The organism is Azospirillum sp. BE72 (genome assembly GCF_031455875.1).
Taxonomy (GTDB): domain Bacteria; phylum Pseudomonadota; class Alphaproteobacteria; order Azospirillales; family Azospirillaceae; genus Azospirillum.
Genome location: NZ_JAVDTO010000024.1, coordinates 54,898 through 75,002, shown reverse-complemented (window position 1 = coordinate 75,002; position 20,105 = coordinate 54,898). Strand labels below are relative to the sequence as shown.

7 protein-coding genes and 1 tRNA gene are annotated in these 20,105 nt (G+C 67.5%); 5 read left to right on the top strand and 3 right to left on the bottom strand.

Annotated elements, in window-relative coordinates; genetic code table 11:
- Positions 1-143: 143 nt before the first annotated feature.
- Positions 144-220 (top strand) — tRNA-Met (locus J2Y49_RS30365).
- A 162-nt stretch (positions 221-382) separates the two neighbouring features.
- Here the strand turns inward: J2Y49_RS30365 and J2Y49_RS30360 are convergent.
- The 3 genes from J2Y49_RS30360 to J2Y49_RS30350 form a co-directional block, all read right to left on the bottom strand.
- Positions 383-1,852, bottom strand: a complete 1,470-nt coding sequence (locus J2Y49_RS30360) for a recombinase family protein (RefSeq protein WP_310119346.1) — start codon at positions 1,850-1,852, stop codon at positions 383-385.
- A complete protein-coding gene (locus J2Y49_RS30355) occupies positions 1,849-2,079 on the bottom strand; it encodes a hypothetical protein (protein ID WP_310119344.1) in 231 nt (76 codons plus the stop codon). The genes J2Y49_RS30360 and J2Y49_RS30355 overlap by 4 nt, the downstream gene beginning before the upstream one ends.
- Positions 2,080-2,190: 111 nt before the next feature.
- A complete protein-coding gene (locus J2Y49_RS30350; protein WP_310119341.1) occupies positions 2,191-2,439 on the bottom strand; it encodes a hypothetical protein in 249 nt (82 codons plus the stop codon).
- A gap of 207 nt (positions 2,440-2,646) precedes the next feature.
- Between J2Y49_RS30350 and J2Y49_RS30345 the strand changes: the two genes are divergently transcribed.
- Genes J2Y49_RS30345 through J2Y49_RS30330 form a run of 4 tightly spaced genes read left to right on the top strand, consistent with a single transcriptional unit; the run spans position 2,647 to position 19,856 of the window.
- Positions 2,647-5,643, top strand: coding sequence for a DEAD/DEAH box helicase (locus tag J2Y49_RS30345; protein ID WP_310119340.1), 2,997 nt, complete (start codon positions 2,647-2,649; stop codon positions 5,641-5,643).
- Positions 5,643-11,135, top strand: a complete 5,493-nt coding sequence (locus J2Y49_RS30340) for a hypothetical protein (RefSeq protein WP_310119338.1) — start codon at positions 5,643-5,645, stop codon at positions 11,133-11,135. Before J2Y49_RS30345 ends, J2Y49_RS30340 begins: the two co-directional genes overlap by 1 nt.
- A 4-nt stretch (positions 11,136-11,139) precedes the next feature.
- On the top strand, positions 11,140-17,805 hold the full coding sequence (locus tag J2Y49_RS30335; protein ID WP_310119336.1) for a DEAD/DEAH box helicase: 6,666 nt from the start codon (positions 11,140-11,142) through the stop codon (positions 17,803-17,805).
- On the top strand, positions 17,805-19,856 hold the full coding sequence (locus tag J2Y49_RS30330) for a UvrD-helicase domain-containing protein (RefSeq protein ID WP_310119335.1): 2,052 nt from the start codon (positions 17,805-17,807) through the stop codon (positions 19,854-19,856). Before J2Y49_RS30335 ends, J2Y49_RS30330 begins: the two co-directional genes overlap by 1 nt.
- Positions 19,857-20,105: the final 249 nt, after the last annotated feature.

Here is a 20,105-nt window from a genome sequence, read left to right as displayed (position 1 = left end):
GAAAAGCCTCCGCGCCAATGGTACTGCGTCTTAAGACGTGGGAGAGTAGGTCGCCGCCAGGTCACTCAGGCTCAAGAGACGCACAATCCAAAGCAACATCGCCGGAATCTTCGCAGCATCCATCATCCACAGCAAAAGACATCCGCGGGGTGGAGCAGCCCGGTAGCTCGTCAGGCTCATAACCTGAAGGCCGCAGGTTCAAATCCTGCCCCCGCAACCACCGACAGTTGACAGCCCGCCTCCAAAGAGGCGGGCTGTCGGCGTTTCGGGTCCGCTTCGGCGCACGCCTCCAGGATCGCCAGCAGGTCGCCATGAAGCTGGGCCTCCAGCCCGGCGCCCGAGGGGCAGGGGGACAGCACGACGCGGTCGACCATGGACCTGATCATCTCCATCGCGGCCATCCCCTCGTCGCCGTCGCCGAGCACGGACTCGAGCGCCGCGATCTTCCGCCGGTACAGCTCCGGCAGGTTGGCCGGCAGCAGCATCTCCGGCGCCTCCGTTTCCAGGGCGCCGATCTCGGGGCGAGCGTGGCATGCTCGGCCTCCAGGGCGGACAGCCGCTCCTTCAGGGCCGGGCTGTACATCCCGTTCTCCACTGCCTCCAGGATCGACGCGATCTTCCGGTCGATGCCCGCGAGGGCGCGCTCCTGGTCGCCGCGCCGGTTCCTGGCTTCGGCCTGATCACGCCGTTGCGCCACCACCATTTCCTCGACAAAGGCGGCGACCACGTCGGCGCTGAGCAGGCGCTCCTTCAGCCCGGCAAGAACACGGCCCTCGATCGCTTGTCGGGTGATGGTGCGGTCGTTCGGGCAGGTGCCCGAATTTCGGTGGCCGGCGCAACCGTAGCGGTCCTTGCCCATGATGGTGTAGCGGCCGCCGCAGACGCCGCACACCAGCACGCCGGACAGAAGGAAGCGCTGCCGATGCACGCGGTTCAGAGCGTTGCCCTGCTCATCCCGACCGATCTCGGTGGCAACCGCCTCCTGTCGCACCTTGACGCGGTTCCACAGAACGTCGTCGATGATGCGCAGCTCGGGGACTTCGACAATCTCCCGCTTTGCCTGAGGGTTGATGCGGGCGATGCGCTTGCCGGTGCCCGGATCCTTGACGAACTCGCAACGTCCCCATTCCAGAACGCCGGCATAATTGGCGTTGTTGAGGATGCCGGTCCCGCGGGCGACCTGTCCGCGGATCGTGGTATCGACCCATTTTCTCCTCCTGGGGCCAGGAACGTTCTCATCGTTCAACAGGCGCGCAATGGCGCGGGGACTCATGCCGTCGGCGTACAGCGTGAAGATGCGGTGGACAACGGCGGCTTCGTCCGCATTGATGCGGCGATACCCGCCACCTGCCTTGTCGCCGTCGACGACGTCGTATCCATAGGCTTTGCCGCCGGGAATACGTCCCTCCCTGGCCAAGCCAAGATGGCTGCGTCGGGTCTTCTGGCCGATCTCCCTGAGCTGCATCTGTGCCATCATGCCCATGATGGCGATGTGGAGCGTGGTGATCTCGCCGAGGTGCGGCGTGTACAGCTTGATGTTGTGGAAGTTGAGGCGGTCATAGAGATCGGAGGTGTCCGCCAATCGTCGGCCCAGACGGTCGACTGCTTCGGACACCACAACATCGAAGCGGCGGCGCCCGGCGTCATCCACCAGCTTCAGAAACCCTGGGCGGTGCCGTGAGGCGCCGCTGATCGTGGCGTCTGTGTAGGTGTCGACAACCTCCCAACCCTGCTGGACGGCGTAGCGCCGGCACAGCTCGATCTGGTCGGCGATCGATTCCTGGCGCTGCTTGTCGGTCGAGTAGCGGGCGTAGATCACGGCCCGAGGCCGGGGGTGGTGGAGGACGGTCATCGCAGGGCCTTCAGGGAGAACGCGATCAGGGCGGCGAGAAGAACAAGGGCAAGGCCGGCAGCGAACGTCATGAAGCCGGCCTGGGACGGCCGCCGGCGCATCTCATGGCGCGCCAGAATGCGGGCCAGTCCAAGCAGCTTCTCGAGCGGAACGGTCCGCTGCTCCTGCTGGGGCGGCTGGACAGCGGGCGCCGCCGTGGCGGCGGTGGAGTCGGTGGTGTGGGTCACGGGTGGAAAGTCCATGGTGGGAGCGGCCATGACGATATGGTCCGATGGCGGCGGGAGCGGAAACACAGGGGCAGATCGGCGTCACCGACGCCAACCCGGTCATAGGTGGGATCAGGAATCGGGCGGTGCGGCCGTGGCCGGCAGCCCCAACGAGCCCTGCTTGGCGGGCTTCACCTTGCCACCGGCTTCACGATGGGCGGATGCCGCGAGCGTCGCCGCCAACGGTTCCAGAACCTCCAACCGCCCCCGCAGGCGGGCGTTCTCGCAGCGCGCGGCGCCGGTACTCTGCGGGGAAGCAGAGGGGTGGAAGGACAGCGATAGGGTGACCCCTGGGGTGGGCGCGTAACTTGGTCGCGCCAAGCATTGCAATTCTCCTTCGTTCGGAAAATTGCCCGCGCGGCGCCAAATGCACAATGACACGAGAGTATGGGGCAAAAGATACGTCCGGCTCGGTCTTGAGGCGGGTTGGTGAAACCAAGCATGCAATCACTGCCGGTTGCATTTCTGGCTGGATTTTGGCAGGCTCGCGACCCCGCCCTTCTGCGTTCCCGCCACCTTAGGACTCCCATGGCCGCGCGATCTGCCCCCCTGTTGACGCCCGGCATGCGGGTGCTGTGCCGTGATGCCGAGTGGCTGGTGACCAAGGCGGAAAGCCTGGACGTCGCGACAGGGTCGCAGATCGCCTACTGCCTTGGTGCGGACGAGATGGTGCGCGGGCACGAGGCGGCGTTCGTGACCGACCTCGACGATGTCCAGCCCATTGACCCGCGGGACACCCGCCTGACACGGGACAGCAGCCACGGCTTCCAGAAGGCCAAGCTGTTTCTCGAAGCGCAGCTGCGCCAGATGCCGTTGACGGCCGCCCATCCCGATGTGGATGGCATCGGCGCCTTCCGGCCGATGCCGTTCCAGGTCAAGGCAGTGGAGAAGGCGCTGCGGCAGATGCGGCCGCGGCTTCTGCTGGCCGACGCCGTGGGCCTGGGCAAGACCATCCAGGTCGGCATGATCCTGGCGGAGATGATTCGCCGCGGCCGTGCCGCGCGCATCCTCGTGCTGGCCAAGAAGTCGATGCTGACCCAATTCCAGGCCGAGTTGTGGAACCGCTTCGCCATACCGCTGGTCCGCCTCGATTCCACTGGCTTGGCCCGGTTGCGGCTGCGCATCCCCGCCTCGAAGAACCCGTTCGAGGTCTACCACCGCATCATCGTCTCCATGGACACGCTGAAGGACGTCGGGCGCTATCGCCACTTCCTGGAGAACACCCGCTGGGACGTGGTGGTGATCGACGAGGCGCACAACGTCGCAGGCGCCACCAATCCCGACCGCAACTACAGCTACCGGCTGGCCCGCCTCTTGTCGCGCCGGGCCGACAGCATGATCCTGACCACCGCCACGCCTCACAACGGCCGCAAGGAGACATTCGGGCGCCTCATCGCGCTGCTCGATCCCTCGGCAATCCCGGACCCCAAGTACCGGCAGTACACGGCGGAGGACATCAAGCCCTTCTTCCTGATGCGCTTCAAGGAGGACATCCGGGCGGAGGCCGGTGACGATTTCGCCGCCCGCTACGTTGTCCCGCTGGCCGAGACGACCGCCGACGCCGACGCGCGGGAAGAGGCCGTGTACGCCCGCCTCGCCGGCTTGCGGCGCGACGCGGCGGAGGGCGACCGCAACGCCATTGTCCGCTGGGGCCTGTACAAGAGCTTCCTGTCGAGCCCCGAGGCCTGCCGCTCGATGGTCGAGACCAACCTGCGCACGCTCCAGCGCAAGCGGGGTGAGGAGGCGGACATCGCGGCGCTGGACGGACTGCGGGGGGCGCTGGAGACGCTGTCCATCGCGGACTCCACCCGCTACCGCCTGATGGTCGACCAGCTCCGCCGCATCGGCTGGGACGGCGGTCCGTCCAGCCCCCGTGTCCTGCTGTTTACGGAAAGCCGGGTGACGCAGGAGGCGCTGACCCGCGCGCTTGCCGCCGAGTTCAAGCTGCCTTGGTCCGACCGGCAGGAGGAGCAGCCCGGTCAGGTGATGGCCGCCATTCACGGTGGCATGTCCGACGTCTGGCTGGGCCGGACGGTGGAAGCCTTCGGCACGGGAACCGCCACGATGCGCCTCCTCGTCGCCACCAACGTCGCGTCGGAAGGCGTCAACCTGCACCACCACTGCTGGCACATCATCCATTACGACCTGCCCTGGTCCATCATCACGCTGATCCAGCGCAACGGCCGCATCGACCGCTTCGGCCAGACGCATACGCCGGAAATCCGCTACCTCATGGTCCGCACGCAGGCGGGCGAACTGCAGGGCGATGGCGCGATCTTCCAGCGCCTGATCGAGAAGGTCGAGGAGATCAACCGCACGGCGCGCAGCGGCGAGAGCGTGCTGAAAATCTATGATGCCGACGGAGAAGAAACCTTCGTGGCCGAACACGGCCTGCTGGCCGGCGACCCCGGCCTCTTCGACCGGGAGCAGCCGGCGGTCGGCGACGATGCGGTGGCCGAGGCGCAATCCATGGAGGCGCTGCTCCGCAAGGCGTCCCTCGACGCCATGGACGAGCTGGCGGACCTGTTCGGCGACGACGAGCCCGCTCCGTCCGATGCGGCGGAGCCGGCGCCGGCCGCCCCCGGCGACGCATCGCGCATCCGCCTGTACGATGAGGCCGCCTTCCTGCAGGAGGGTTACGCCTTCCTGTCCCAGCAGACCGACGACCGCTCCTATCATCCCATCGAGAAGACGGGCAAGCAGGTGGTCCTGACCCCGCCGTCCGACCTGCGCCGCCGCCTGGGCGATCCGGAGGCCGGGCGTGACGTGATCTTCGGTGCGACAGCCATTCCCGAGGAGGCGTGGACCGACGACCGCCGTTTCCGCCTGACCGTCGATCCCGGCCGCGTCGATCTGGCCATCCGCGCCGCCCGCAACCTGCGCGGCCAGTGGAGCGAGGAGCTGCTTCTGACCGAGTTGCACCCGGTCTCCCGCTGGTTGGCGGAGCGGCTGATGATGCTTATGCCCCGCGGCGAGGCGCCGATGATCGCCTCCCCCTACCTGCCGCAGGGCGAGATGTGCTTCTGCTTCATCGGTCAGGTCAGCTCCCGTGCCGGCACGCCGCTGATCGTCGATGCCCACGCCGTCGTCATGTCCAAGGGCGGCGGCCGCGCCATCCGCCCCCTGCACACGGCGCTGGAGGCTGCCGGCTTCAAGGATCTCGCCGACACCGGAAAGCACGGCACCTTGCCGGAACCGCTGCTGCGCGGCTTCGTCAAAGGCGCGGTCGATGAGAGCCTCGCCTATCTGGCCGACCGCCGGCGGGAGCGTCAGGCCGAGGTGAAGCCGTTGCTGGAGCGCGAGGAGCAGCGCCTGAACCATTGGCTGGCGCGCCGGCGCGCGCGGATCGAGGAGGAACTGGCGGAGCTGAACCCGACCGGTGCCGCCGCCATCAAGAAACGCCAGGACCTGGAAGAGAGCGAGAAGTACGTGAAGGATCGGGCGCAGAACTGGCGTCGGGCCCATTTCGAGGCCGCCGACCACCCCACCACCCGTCTGGTCCTCGCCATCGAGGGGGTGCGCTGATGCCGCTCGACACCTCCGTCAACAATGTGGGCGAGTATTACGCCGCCCATTACCTGGAACACCAGTTCGTCAAGGACATCGCCGGTGCCGTGAAGGCGTGGCGGGAGCTGGGCAGCCGTGGCGCGCCGCGGCGGCTCCAGGCGCTGGGCGACATCTATTTCAAGGCGAAGGCCCAGGCCCTCGACCACGACGAGACCACGCACCGCGCCACTGCGGCGGAGCCGGAGCTGGCCGGCTGGCACGATGCCCTTCTCCGCGCGCTGGGCTACGCCTCGGCACCGGAGTCCCTCGTGCTGGTGGCGGAGAAGGCGGCGCTGCCGGTGCTGTGCCGGCTGACCCGCTACGGCAAGCCGTGGCTGGTGGCGGCCGAGACGCCCTTCTGCCTGCCCGACGCCGCCCTGCCGGCGGACTGGGGCAGCGAGGAACCGCTGGAGGAGGCGGTCCCCGGCGGTGCCGCGCCCGACGGCACGCGCCATCTGGAGGCATCCTGGGGCGAGGCGGTCGGCCGCCTGCTGCGGGAGGAGGACAGCCCGCGCTGGGTGCTGCTGCTGTCGGGGTCGCTGATCCACCTGTTCGACCGCTCCACCTTCGCCCAGGGGCGCTGGCTGCGCTTCGACCTGGACGACGCCTTCGGCCGCAAGGAACCCGCCTCCTTCGAGGCCATCGCCGCGCTGCTGTCGGCCGAAACCCTGTGCCCGGACTCCGAATCCGCCGCCGTCCTGCACGATACGCTGGAGGGGCAGAGCCACAAGTTCACCCACGGCGTTTCCGCCAAGCTCCAGGGTGCGGTGCGCCGCGCCATCGAGGAGGTGTGCAACGGCTGGGTCGATCACCGCCGGGCGCGCAAGCTGTCCTACACCACCCTGGCGCAGGGAGAGCCGGACCTGCCCAGCGGCGGGCGCGAGGTGACGGCCGACCATCTGCGCCACGAGGCGCTGGTCTTCGTCTACCGCATCCTGTTCTGCCTGTATGCCGAGGCGCGCGGCGGCGAGCTGGGCATCCTGCCGATCAACGACGACGTCTATCGCCTGGGCTACAGCCTGGAAGCGCTGCGCGATCTGGCCGATGCCGGCGAGATGCCGATGCAGTCGGAGAACGGCACCTATTACCACAGGCACCTGAAGACGCTGTTCCGCCTGATCCACCAGGGCTTCCAGCCGAACCGCGCGCCGGCCCCCGCCGAAGCGGCCGAGCCGTGGGCGCCGGTGAAGCCGGAACAGCTCACCATGTTCAGCGACGGCCCGGCGGCCCCCCGCCAGCTTCGCCTCGATCAGGCCGGGCGCAAGGTGATGGAGGCCGATGAGGGGCTGGGCGGCGCCTTCGTGGTCCGTCCGCTGACCGCAACCCTGTTCGATCCGGAAGCCACCCCGCTGCTGGACCGCGCGGAGCTGCCGAACATCCGTCTGCAGCGGGTGATCCGCGCCCTCAGCCTCGGCGCTGACGAGAAGGGCCGCTCCATCGGCCGCATCAACTATGCGGAGCTAGGCATCGTCCAGCTCGGCGCCGTTTATGAAGGGCTGCTGTCCTACAGCGGTTTCTTCGCGGCGGAACGGCTGATCCAGGTTCACCGCGCGCTGGACAAGAAGCGCGCCGCCGGCCCCGCCGACGATGGCGAGGATGCGGCGGAAGAGGCGGACGACACCGACGCCGCCGAAGACGGCGCCGACGATTGGAGCGAAGAGGCGGTCGGAGCCGAAGACGGGGCTGACGCCGGAGATGATGCGGCGGACCCGGCAGGATCCGGCATCGCGCTTGCCCGCGCCGCGGAGGGCGGCGTCACCGGGGGCGTCAAGGTGATCTACGACGACGACATCCCCGCCGACGTCCAGACCTGGTTCGTGCCGGTGTCGCGCGTCAGCGAGTTCCGCGAGGGCGAGATCGTGCTGGAGCGGCGGGGCCGCAAGCCGCGCGAATATGTGCCGGGCGAGTTCATCCTGCGCCTGACCGGCGTGGATCGCGCCAACTCCGCCTCCTACTACACACCGGAGGTGCTGACCCGCTGCCTCGTGCGCGAGGTGCTGAACGAGCGGCTGAAGGATTTCGGCCCGTCCGACGCCGACCGCATCCTGGAGCTGACGGTGTGCGAGCCGGCGATGGGCTCCGCCGCCTTCATCAACGAGATGTGCGACCAGCTGGCCCACGCCTATCTGCGGCTGAAGCAGGAGCAGACCGGCCGCAGCATCGAACCCGGCCGCTACGACGACGAGCTGCGGCGGGTCAAGCACTACATCGCCACCCGCAACGTCTATGGCGTGGACCTGAACCCCACGGCGGTGGAGCTGGGCGGCCTGTCGCTGTGGCTGGGCAGCATGCACCGCCTGCTGGTCCGCAAGGGGGAGGGGGCGCGGCCGGACGTCTACCGCGTCGGCGCCGTTCCCTGGTTCGGCCTGCGCCTGCGTGCTGGCAACAGCCTGATCGGCGCCCGGCGCGCGGTGTGGACCCCCGACCAGCTGCGCAAGGGCGACCATTACGGCAAGGACGCCGCCGCGCCGCGCACGCTCAAGCCCGGCGAGGCCCGCGCGGCCAACGAGATCCATCATTTCCTGGTCTGGGACGAGGACATGGTCCCGGCCTGCCGTGACAAGCTGATGAAGTCCTTCTGGCCGGACGAGTGCAAGCTGGGCGCCGACTGGACGAAGAAGCAGGTCAAGAAGCCGTGGCGGGAGGACGAGATCGCCGCCGCCAAGGCGATCAGCGCCGCCATCGACGATCTGTGGGCGCAATATGCGCGCGACCGCGCCGCCGCGCTGACCGCCACCGCCTGCACCGCCAGCGTCTGGCCCATCCCGTCCGACAGCGACGAGGCCCTGCGCCCCGGCCCGACGCTGGAGCGGCAGGAGGAAATCCGCCGCACGCTGGAGAAGACCTCCGGCGCCTTCCAGCGCCTGCGGCTGATCATGGACACATGGTGCGCCTTCTATTTCTGGCCCATCGCCCAGACCGACGAGCTGCCGACGCGCGAGGCGTGGCTGGCCGGGCTGAAGATCCTCTGCGGCGTCGATGTCGGCAACGTGCATGCGCGCGGCGCGCTGGCGATCCAGCTGGGCCTGCAGATGAACCTGGAGGTGCTGTTCGAGGCCGCCCAGGGCGAATTGCCGGATGTCGAACAGCTGTGCGAGGCCTTGCCCTGCCTGCGCGTCGGCCGGCAGGTTTCGGAGCGCCAGCATTTCCACCATTGGGAACTGACCTTCACCGAACTGCTGGGTCCGGCGGTGGACGGGCTGCCGGTTCCGCGCGGCATCGACGTGATGGCCGGCAACCCGCCCTGGATCAAGGTGGGCTGGAACGACGCGCCGCTGCTGTGCGAATTCGATCCGGCGCTGGGCGTCGGCGGCGCCAAGAGCGCGGGGCTGAACCGCGCCCGCCCGAAGCTGCTGGCGCGCGGGGAGCGGAAGGCCGAGTACCGCGCCGTGTTCGAGGTGGGCGAGGGCGTGTCGGCCTTCCTGAACGACCGCACGCTGTACCCGCACCTGACCGGCGTGCAGACGAACCTGTACAAGAACTTCATCGAGAAGAGCTGGGACCTGCTAGGTGAAGAGGGCGTGGCTGGGCTGCTGCACCCGGAAGGCGTGTTCGACGATCCGAAGGGCGGCAAGTTCCGCGAGGCGTATTATCGGCGGCTGAAGGGGCATTATCAGTTTGAAAATGTTTTCAATCTTTTTACTGGAACCAACGACCATGGACGTTTGAAGTTCAGTTTGAACATATATGGCGGACGGGCCGGTGAAGTTGCTTTCCAGGCTATGTTCAATCTGTTCCTTCCTGACATGTTAGAGAGATGCCGTGTGTCAGCTCATCTAGGCGCACCGTTGCCCGGCATAAAGTCGGACGCCGGAAGGTGGGAAACGGCAGGACATCCAGAGCGTCTAGTTACGATCACTGAAGACAGCCTGCTAAAACTGGCTGCGCTGTTCGAGGATGCGGAGACGCCCGCCGTTCAGGCACGCCTCCCGCAGATTCATGGCCGTCCGATCTTGGCGGTATTAGAGAAAATCGGGCGGGCGGAAACACGGCTCAGCTCGTTGATCGGACATTATTTTCCGACTGAAATGTTCCACGAGTCCAATGCACAACGTGATGGGATCATCACACGTTGCGAACGCCCGGCACATCAACCGGCTTCGGCGGAAGACCTCGTCCTTTCTGGTCCTCTGATACATATCGGCTGTCCGTGGAACAAGACCGCAAGAACCCGCTGCACACAAAGTGGTCACTACGATGAGATCGATCTGACGGCAATAACAGAGGACTACCTTCCTAAAACTGTCTATCGCCCCGGTGATAAGGTAGGGAACTTGGAGGCCTTTCGCGCTGCGATCGACGAGTGGCCGAAACCTAGCCTTCCTGGTTTTTGGCCAATAGAGGACGAAGAGCGCCACATCTGGGAGATACTGTGCGGCGAGCCCTTGCTGTTTTACGGGATTGAACAGAGTCTAACTGGGGCGGCAACGGCGCGCCGTTTCGCGTTTTTTGAGACTGCCGATGGAGCTGTCCTTGAGGCCGTTAATTGGCTGAAATCGACGGCCTGTTCTATAGATTCGGACGAGTACATCAAGAAATATTCTCGCGTTCACCTTCGACAAGGCCATTCATTTTCCTTCGAGCGGCTGCCGCGTCCACTGACTGCACAATACAGGCACGTACACAGAAAAAGAGGTCAGCCAGGAAATTTCCGTACATTCATGCCTACAATTTGTCCGCCGGGCAGCACGCACATAGCTCCTGTATTTAGTGTTTCCTTCGATGATGAAGGAGACATGATTGAATTTAGCGGCGCGGGAACATCTATTGTGTATGACTTTATATTACGTTCAACGGGTAAAGCTGATTTCGTTCAAGCTCAAATTCAAGTTCTCCCCCTCCTCTCCGGCACCCACGCCGACCTCATCGCCGCCCGCACCCTGCGCCTCGTCTCGGTGACAAACCACTACGCCCCGCTGTGGGAGCGGAACTTCACCGGGGAGATGCGCGCCGACGGCTGGGCCTACGACGACCCGCGCTTCGTGCACGAGCATGAACTGCCGTGGGACGCGCTGCCGCCGGTGTGGGAGCGCGGCTGTGCGCTGCGCAGCGACTTCGCGCGGCGGCAGGCCCTGCTGGAGATCGACGTGCTGGTGGCTCAGGCGCTGGACCTGACGCTGGACGAGCTGCTGACCATCTACCGCGTCCAGTTCCCGGTGATGCGCCAGTACGAGAACGCCGACGAATACGACGCGCGCGGGCGGCGCCTGCCCAACACCGTGCGCAAGGATCCCGGCGCCAAGGAACTGCGCAGCGCCCGCCTGACCCATGACGGGACCAGCCCGATCACCGTGTCCTGGCCGGTGGACAACGGCAACGCCACCGTGACTAAGATTTTCCACCCGCCCTTCACCCGCGTGGACCGCGAGGACGACTACCGCCGCGCGTGGGACGCCTTCGCCGCCCGGTTCGGCGTCGCCGAATCCTCCACGCCCTCCGCACCCCTAGCTGCCGCCGACGCGGAGGATTGACGCCATGCTGCCGGCCACCCTCGCCCAGAATGTCCGGCGGCAGATCCGCCATTATCTGGAAGCCACCTTCAATTTCCGCCGGCCGGAGGAGGAGGCGGCCTTCGCCGCCTTCGTCAACGATCCCGCGGGCGGGCTGTTCAAGGGGCCGTGGGTGCGGCTCAGCCGGCCGTTCCGTCCGGCGCCGGACACCTACGACCCGGCGGCGCTGTTCGACGTGACGCCGCCCTTCCACCCCTTCCGCCACCAGTGGCAGGCGTGGCAGCGGCTGTCGTCCAAGGGGCGGGTGCCGGACAGCACCATCGTCACCACCGGCACCGGATCGGGCAAGACGGAGTGCTTCATGTACCCCGTGCTCGACCATGCGCTGCGCGCGGTGCGGCGGGGCGAGGCGGGGATCAAGGCGATCATCCTCTATCCGATGAACGCGCTGGCCTCCGATCAGGCCGGCCGCTTCGCCGAGGAGATCTTCAGCCGCCCCGAACTGCACGAGGGAACCGGGCCGGACCGCAGGGCGCGGGTGCGCGTCGGCCTGTTCACCGGCCGCGACGACGACGCGGAGGATGAAGCGGGCGCAGGCGGAGGGGAACGGCCGCGGGACGGTGCGGTCTCGCGCATGGCCGTGGTGGTGGAGAACGGGCGGGAGCAGTACCGGCACATCACCGACCGCGCCGCGATGCTGGACGATCCGCCGGACATCCTGCTGACCAACTACAAGATGCTCGACTATCTGCTGATGAAGCCGAAATACCGGCCGGTCTGGCGCCACAACGCCCCCGGCCGCCTCGGCTATCTGGTGCTGGACGAGCTGCACACCTATGACGGCGCCCAGGGCGCCGATGTCGGCTGCCTGATCCGCCGGCTGAAGGACCGGCTGGACATCGCCAGGGGCGGCCTCTGCTGCGTCGGCACCAGCGCCACCATCGCCGGCGGCCGCACCGAGGAGGAGATGGACCCGCTGCAGCGGCTGGCCGAATTCGCCGGGACGCTGTTCGAGGAGCAGTTCACGCCCGCGATGATCGTCAACGAGGAGGGCAACCGGCTCGACGCCTCGGAACTCGTCGATCTTGCCAAGGACCGCGCCACCCCCGACTGGCTGCCCACCGCCGCCGCCTGCACGCCGGGCGACGACGAGACCGCCGCCGCCTTCGCCCGGCGCGTCGCCCCGCTGTTCGGCGCCCCGGCCTATCCGCTGTCCCCGGCGGAGAACCGCTGGGCCGGCAAGGTGACGCACAGGCCCGACGACGAGAAATACTGGGGGCTGGCGCTGGGCCACTGGCTGCGCGGGCAGGAGCTGTTCAAGGCGCTGCTGGACCTGACGGCCAGCCCGGTGCTGACCTGGGACGCGCTGGTGGACGGGCTGTCCGACCGCTTCTTCGCGCTGCGCGCCGTCGGTCCGGCCGGGCCGGGCGGTCCCCGCGACATGGTGGTCGCCGCCTTCTTCGCCCTGATCGCCCAGGCCCGGCAGCTCCGCAGCGGGCGCGCCCTGCCGCTGGTGCCGACCCAGGTGCAGGTGTGGGTGCGCGAGCTGCGCCGGCTCGGCCGCTTCGTGACGCCGGAGCCGAAGTTCGGCTGGCTGGACGAACGCCGGCCCGACACGCCCATTCTGCCGGTCGCCCATTGCAGCGAGTGCGGCGAGTCCGCCTGGATGGCGCTGATCGATCCCGACAGCCGCTCCGTGCTCGGCGCGCAGGGTGTCACCGGCTTCCGGCTGATCGACGAACCGACCCTGATCTACCAGGGCTCCGGCATCGACGGCGCCCCGTCCCCCGAACTGGTGGTGATGAGCCCCTGGTATCCCGGCGACGGGGCGGAACGCGAGCCGGACGCGCCGGAGTTTGCGGCGATGGACTGGTATCTCGCCCCGGAAAGCCTGGTCGTCCGCCAGGGCGAGGGGGCGTGCCCCCTCACGGGCGCCCGCAGTTTCCGCGTCACGCTCTTCAACGAGCGCAAGCGCAAGGAGGATGGCCGGGTGGTCGGGCGCAAGGTCTGTCCGCATTGCGGCGCCCAGGACAGCCTGATGTTCATCGGCAGCCGCGCCGCCACGGTGTCCAGCGTCGCCATCGACGAGATGTTCGGCTCGGTCCTGAACAGCGACCCCAAGCTGCTGGCCTTCACCGACAGCGTTCAGGACGCCAGCCACCGCGCCGGCTTCTTCTCCGCCCGCACCTACAACTTCACCTTCCGCACCGCGCTCCAGCGCATCGTCGGGGAGGCCGGGCGTGACGGCGTGCCCCTGGTCGAGACAGGGCCGCGGCTGCTGGATTACTGGTCGCAGCCCGTTCCCGGCCGTCCCGGCCATCAGGGCGGCATGGTGGAGGCGATCGGCACCCTGCTGCCGCCGGACCTGCGCGAATACGGACCCTATGTCGCCTACCGCGACGGCACGGGCGGCTCGCCGCCGGGCGACCTGCTGGCCGACCTGCTGGCCGAGGTGACGCGCCGGCTGACCTGGGAGGCGGTCAGCGAGTTCGGGCTGATGCTGACCCACGGGCGCACGCTGGAACAGAATGCCAGCGCCTGCCTGGGCTGGGACGCGGGAGTGATCGCCGCCGTGGTGGCGGCCGTGCATGGGCGCCTGACCTCCGTCGACCCGGCGCTGGCCGGCGTGACGCCGCAGGCCCTGCGTCTCTGGATCTTCGGCATCCTCCAGCGCCAGCGCGAGAAGGGTGGGCTGTCCCACCAGTTCGTCGCCGCCTTCGCCCGCGGCGGGCTGTGGGGAAAGAAGAATTACGGGCGGATCGTTCCGGGGCGGGAGACCTTCCCGCTGCATGGCCGCTACGTGCCGCGCCTGCTGGCCGACCAGCCCGACCAGAGGCACAGCTTCCTTCTCGCCACCATGAAGAAGGGCGCGCAGCCGCCCTGGCCGACCCTGTGGGCGCGGCGCGCCCTGGGCGGGATGGCGCGCCTTGCCGGGGTGGGCGAGACTGCCCTCGCCGACCTGCACCGCGTCCTGCTGGACGAGGGGGTGAAGGCCGGGCTGTTCGTGCGCCTGGACCGCGGCGAGGGCAAGGGGCCGCTCTATGCCATCGCCGCCTCGGCCGCGCGCCTGTTCGAGGACGGCTATTTCCTGCGCTGCGACGGCAGCGGCCATGCCCTCTTCCGCCCGGCGGGCGAGGCCGCGGCGTGGGAAGGCGCGCCCAGCCTGGTCCGCAGCACGCCGCACGGGCGCTACCGTCTTGCCCCGCTGTCGGAGCGGCAGAACTATTACCGGGCACGCTACCGCAAGGGGGCGCTTCGCCGCGTCTTCGCGCAGGAGCACACCGGCCTGCTGACGACCAGCGAGCGCGAGGATCTGGAGCGCCGCTTCAATGCCGCCGCCCATGCCGACGATCCCAACGTCATCACCGCCACCTCCACCTTGGAGATGGGCATCGACATCGGCGACCTTTCGACCACCATGCTGTGCTCGGTCCCGCCGACCACGGCCAGCTACCTCCAGCGCATCGGCCGCGCCGGGCGCACCACCGGCACGGCGCTGGTGGTGTCGGTGGTGAACCAGCGGCCCCACGACCTGTTCTTCTTCGCCCGGCCGGAGGAAATGCTGGCCGGCACCGTCCAGCCGCCGGGCTGCTGGCTGGACGCCAGCGCCATGCTGGCCCGCCAGTATCTCGCCTTCTGCATCGACCGCGCCGTGAAGGAGGGGGCAGTCGACCGGCTGCCGGCCAGCGGCAAGCGGCTGATGGAGGAAATGGACAGCAGGCAGGGGGCGATCGTCGACCTGCTCGGCTGGATCGCCTTGCACGAGGCGTCTCTGCAGCAGGCGTTCCTCTCCCGCTTCGGGACGGAGGTCGGCGAAGACACGCGCGCCCGCTTCCGCCAGGAGGCGACCGTCGAGCGGCTCTACCACCGCATTGGCGAGGCGGCGGCCGAGTTCGGGGTGCAGGTCCGCAGCATCGAGGCGGCGCGTGACCGCCTGAACCGGGAAAAGCGGGAGCTGGCCGACGGCAGCGACGAGGCCGGGCTGCGCGACGTGGAGCGGGAGCTGCGCATCCTCAAGGCGCGCATGGCGACGTTGAACCGCACGGCTGCGCTGGAGGTGCTGACCGAGCACGGGCTTCTGCCCAACTACGCCTTCCCCGAACGGGGCGTCAGGCTGGCCGGGACGGTGTACCGGGACCGCGAGGGGCCGGCGGCGGAGGAGAGCACCGCACTGACCATCGACGTCACCCGCGCCGCCGCCGTGGCGATCCGGGAACTGGCGCCGGGCAACATCTTCTACACCCACGGCCACCAGTTCGCCATCCAGCAGCTCTCCATCGGCACGCAGGCGCAGCCGCTCGTGCAGACCTGGGCGGTGTGCGGCAAATGCGGCCACATGCGCCCGGCGGAGGAGGTCGAGCGTCCCGATACCCCGCTGGCCTGCCCGCAGTGCGGCTATGACCGGCAGCAGCAGTCGCAGCGTGACAAGGCCCAGCACAAGCCGTTCCTGCACTTCGCCCAATCCGGCGCCATCTCGTACATGGAGTATTACGACAGCCTGTCGGGCGATCGTGCCGAGGAGCGCGACAGGAAGTTCTACCGGCTGGTCACCAGCTTCGACCTGACCGCTCCGGGAGACGTTCACGCGATCGGCACCGAGGGGGAGGCCTTCGGCCTGGAGTACCGCAGCGCGCTGGTGCTGCGCCAGGTGAACGGCGGCCCCGGCGACGCTGCCGCCAGCTTCGACTTCGGTCCCGACCAGAAGGTGCCGGAGCTGGGGTTCCCCGTCTGCCAGGATTGCGGCGTGGTCGCCTATGGTGACGCCAACCTCGACAATGTCTCCCACCGCAAGAGCTGCCAGGGGCGCAAACGCACCGAGAAGCACCAGCGCGAGGGGCGCTCGACGTCGGGCTACAGATGGCAGCGCGTCTACCTCTATCGCGAACTGAAATCCGAGGCGATCCGTATCCTGTTGCCGCCGGACCTAGAGGCGGCCGACGTATCGACGCTGCGGGCCTGCCTGTTCCTCGGATTGCGTCTGCACTTCCGCGGCTTTCCCGGCCACCTGCTGATCGAACCGCAGGTGCTGCCCGACCACCGGCAGGATGTGCGGCGCCAGTACCTCGTGCTGATGGATGCCGTGCCGGGCGGCACCGGGTTCCTGAAGTCCCTGTTCGTGCCCAAGCAGGAGGGGGAGCGCTCCGGCGAAGGCATCATGACAGTGCTGCGCCTTGCCCTGAACGCACTCGAATCGTGCGATTGCCGTGTGCTTGGGCCCGCGCCGGGTCAGGACGACACCGACGGCTGCTACCGCTGCATCCGCGCCTACCATTTGCAGTACAAGGCCGAGGAGATCGGCCGCGAGCGCGGCATCGTCCTGCTGCGCGCCATGATCGATGCGGGTGGGCGACGGACGGAGATCGCCACGCTCGATGACATCAAGGTGTCTTCGCAGTACGGCAGCGTGCTGGAGAAGAAGTTCATCGATCGGCTCCAGGCCATCGTGTTGGCGGGCGGGGGATCGTGGGACAAGGCCCTGGTCAAGGGGACGGCGGGCTTCCGCTTCCGGCTCGGGGCGGACACCCGCGTCTGGGACATCCAGCTCCAGCCCAAGCTCGGGCCGTCCCAGGGGGTGGCCATCCCCTGCCAGCCCGACTTCCTGCTCATCTGTGACGATGCCGCCGTACGGCCCATAGCCGTCTTCACCGACGGGTTCGAGTACCACGCCGAACCGGACAAGCCGACGAGCCGCCTGCCCGACGACGCCGCCAAGCGTCGCGCCATCCTGGCCAGCGGACGCTATTGGGTGTGGAGCATCACCTGGCATGACCTGCTGGACGGACCCGAGGCGGAACTGGCGCTGGTGCCGGCCAAGGTCCGCGACGTGCTGCACGGGCAGACCGCCATCCTGAAGTCGGGCGGCGTCCTGTGCCCCCCGGCCTCCCACGCATTGGGCAACGGGATGAACCAGCTTTGCGCCTTCCTCGCTCGACCCGATGCGGAGGGCTGGATGCATCTTGCCGGGCAGATGGTGCTGGTTCCCCTGACCATTCTTGCAGGGAAGCACGCCGCGGGTGCCTTGGCTTCGGAGATGCTGGACCTGCATGATGCTTGGCAAACCGGGCAGCCCGTTGCCGAGATGACTCCAGCCGGCGGGACCGGCTCCTGGTACCATGCGACACGGCTCGCATCGGGCGGCGATTTGCTTGTGATGGGGCGCCAGGAGGATATCGTCGCTGGCGCACGTCAGCGGATGCTAGCGCGCCTGCGCCTTGGCGACAGCGCCGACGAGCGCGCCGGGGCGACCTACTTGGAACGCTGGCGCCGTTGGCTGGGCTTGGCGAACCTGCTCCAGTTCACCGCCGGCTTCCATTGGTTCTGCGTGTCGGAAGTCGCGGCGGGCTCGGCGCCGGATCTGGAACTGGCCGGTGAAGCGGTGGACGCCGCCGACTGGTCGGCCGTGCTGGGCGACATCCTTCCCTCGCTGCGACCGCTGGCCGAGCGCATGGCGGCGGCAGGTATCGCAATGCCGGAGATCGAGGTTTATCTCGACGGTGCGCCCGACGACTGCTTCGCCGAGATGGCGTGGCCGTGGGCCGCGGTGCCAGTGTGCATGCTGGTCGGCGACCAGTCGACCTTCGCCGCTGCCTGGGAGGGGGAGGGCTGGACGGTGGTCACGCCGGATGCTGTCCAGGCCAATGGGATCGAGTGGATGGCGTCGCTTCTGGTCGCCAGCAAGGAGACTGTCTGATGGCAACGTTGATGCTGCACCGGGACGTGCTGAAGGATTTCGGGCGCCTTCCAGCAAAGGTTCAGAAGAAGGTATTCGAGCTGATCCGCAAGTTTCAGGAAGACAGCACTCAGGCCAGCATCCATTTGGAGAAGCTGGAGCAGACCGTCGACGACAAAGTCCGCAGCGTCCGCGTCGGCGACGACTGGCGCGCCATCGTGATTGCGCCCCAGCAAGGCGACACTTTCCTCCTGATGCATGTAGACCATCACGACGAGGCCTATCGCTGGTGCCGCAACAAGCGGTTCGAGGCGCACGGCACGTTGGGTGTGCTGCAGGTCTTCGACATCGAGATGGCTGAGGAAGCGGCGGAGCGCAGCCGTTCGCCCGAGCCGGCGCCAGAGGAGACGCCGGAATATCCCCTGGACCGGCTCTCCGATGACGAGCTATTCCAGGCCGGCGTGCCTCGTGCTTTGATCCCGGCAGTGCGCGCGATCCGCAACGATGCCGCCTTCGAGGAGGTGATCGGGTACTTGCCGCCCGAGGCGGGACAGGTGTTGTTTTGGGTGGTGGCCGGCCGCTCCCTGGAGGAGGCGCTGGAGGAAACGCTGGGGGCGGTCGACGCCGGCGCGGCGCGGCCGGAAGGCCCGGGCGACTTCTCCAAGTTGGCTCAGGTCGCCAGCGCCGATCTTGTGCTGGTGGAAGGGGAAGAGGAACTGCGCCGCATCCTCGCCGAGGACATCGAGGCGTGGCGCGTCTTCCTGCACCCCTACCAGCGCAAGCTCAAGGAGTGGGACGTCAAGGGTCCCGTCAAGATCAGCGGATCGGCCGGCACGGGCAAGACAGTGGTGCTGATGCACCGGGCGGTCCACTTGGCCGAGCAGCTGACGGACGACAAGGACAAGGTGCTGGTCACCACCTTTTCAGCCAACCTGTCGGTGACCATCGAGGATTTGATCCGCAAGCTAAACCCTGTCGCAGCGAAGCGGATCGAGGTGACGAACCTCCATCAGTTGGCCCGAACCATCTGCCTGCGCGCCGGGTGGCAGGGTCGCGTCGCCGATGAGCAGGATTTGAGCACGCTGTGGGATGCCGTGTTCGCCGAGCACGATCCGGCGACCGATGGCGAAGCCGCGTTCGACCGCGACTTTATCCGGCAGGAGTACGATGAAGTCATCGACGCCATGGGGATCGATAGCGAGGAAGAGTATCTCACTGCGGCCCGCACCGGCCGCTCGCGTCTGTCCCGTCAGCAGCGCCGACGGCTGTGGACTTGGTTTCAAGCATTCAACCGGCTTCTGCAGAAGCGTGGGCTGCTGACTTTCGAGGGGACGGTTCACCAAGCACGTCTGATCGTCGAGCGTGGCGGATTCCCCCGCTATCGCCATGTGCTGGTTGATGAACTCCAAGACTTCGGGCTTGAAGGGCTGAGGCTTATCGCGGCGCTCAGCCGGATCGAGGAGGACGCCAGCAATCCCTTGTGTGTCTTCGGGGACGGCCACCAGCGCATCAACCGGCAGGCCAAGATCCCATTGTCGCGCGCGGGCATCAACGTCGTCGGGCGCTCCCGCCGGCTCAAGATCAACTACCGCACCAGCGAACAGATCCGCCGCTGGGCCCATTCGCTCCTCAGCGGCATGGAGATCGACGATCTGGACGGCGGTCACGCCGACACCACCGGTGATCGCTCCGTCTTTCGCGCGTCGGAGCCGGTCGCGGTCAAGGTTGCCACCCGGGAGGAGGCGGGGGCCGCGATCGCGGACTGGGTCAAGGGCCTTTGTGACACGCATCGGCTCGGCACCCATGAGATCTGTATCGCTCCGGTATTTGGTGAGGTGCGCTCGGCCCTAAATGCGTTGGGAATTTCCAGCTTGGAGTTGCAGGCCAACAAGGCCGATCCCGGCCGAGTTGAGCCTGGCGTCCGCCTGGGCGCCATGCGCCGTATCAAGGGCCTAGAGTTCAAGGCCGTCGCCATGGTCGTTGAGGACAAACCCGACGACCGCAACCGCCTGGAACGCTACGTCGCCGCGACGCGGGCACGCCAGTGGCTGCTGGTGGTAGAGTGTGGGTGATAACAGAGATTTCAGGCGCTTGCTTCATGGCAGTAATATTTTGAAATAAGGAATTTTTATTCTGATGCGAATGCAAATTTCAAATCTTTTCCTGCGAATGTTCCATATCATCTGAGTCTAATCTTCCGCGGTTTTTTTTAGGATCCCTAATATGGCTAGGGAGAATTCTGCTTGGCAGCGCCGAAGCGCACCGCCACCTGCTTGATCAGTGGGCGCAGCCGGTCGCGCGCTTCGATCCGGTGGTCCGGG

Excerpts from the sequence above, each read along its gene's own strand:
- J2Y49_RS30360 (WP_310119346.1), bottom strand. The coding sequence starts at position 1,852 with ATGACCGTCCTCCACCACCCCCGGCCTCGGGCCGTGATCTACGCCCGC.
- J2Y49_RS30340 (WP_310119338.1), top strand. The coding sequence starts at position 5,643 with ATGCCGCTCGACACCTCCGTCAACAATGTGGGCGAGTATTACGCCGCC.
- J2Y49_RS30345 (WP_310119340.1), top strand. The coding sequence starts at position 2,647 with ATGGCCGCGCGATCTGCCCCCCTGTTGACGCCCGGCATGCGGGTGCTG.
- J2Y49_RS30330 (WP_310119335.1), top strand. The coding sequence starts at position 17,805 with ATGGCAACGTTGATGCTGCACCGGGACGTGCTGAAGGATTTCGGGCGC.
- J2Y49_RS30335 (WP_310119336.1), top strand. The coding sequence starts at position 11,140 with ATGCTGCCGGCCACCCTCGCCCAGAATGTCCGGCGGCAGATCCGCCAT.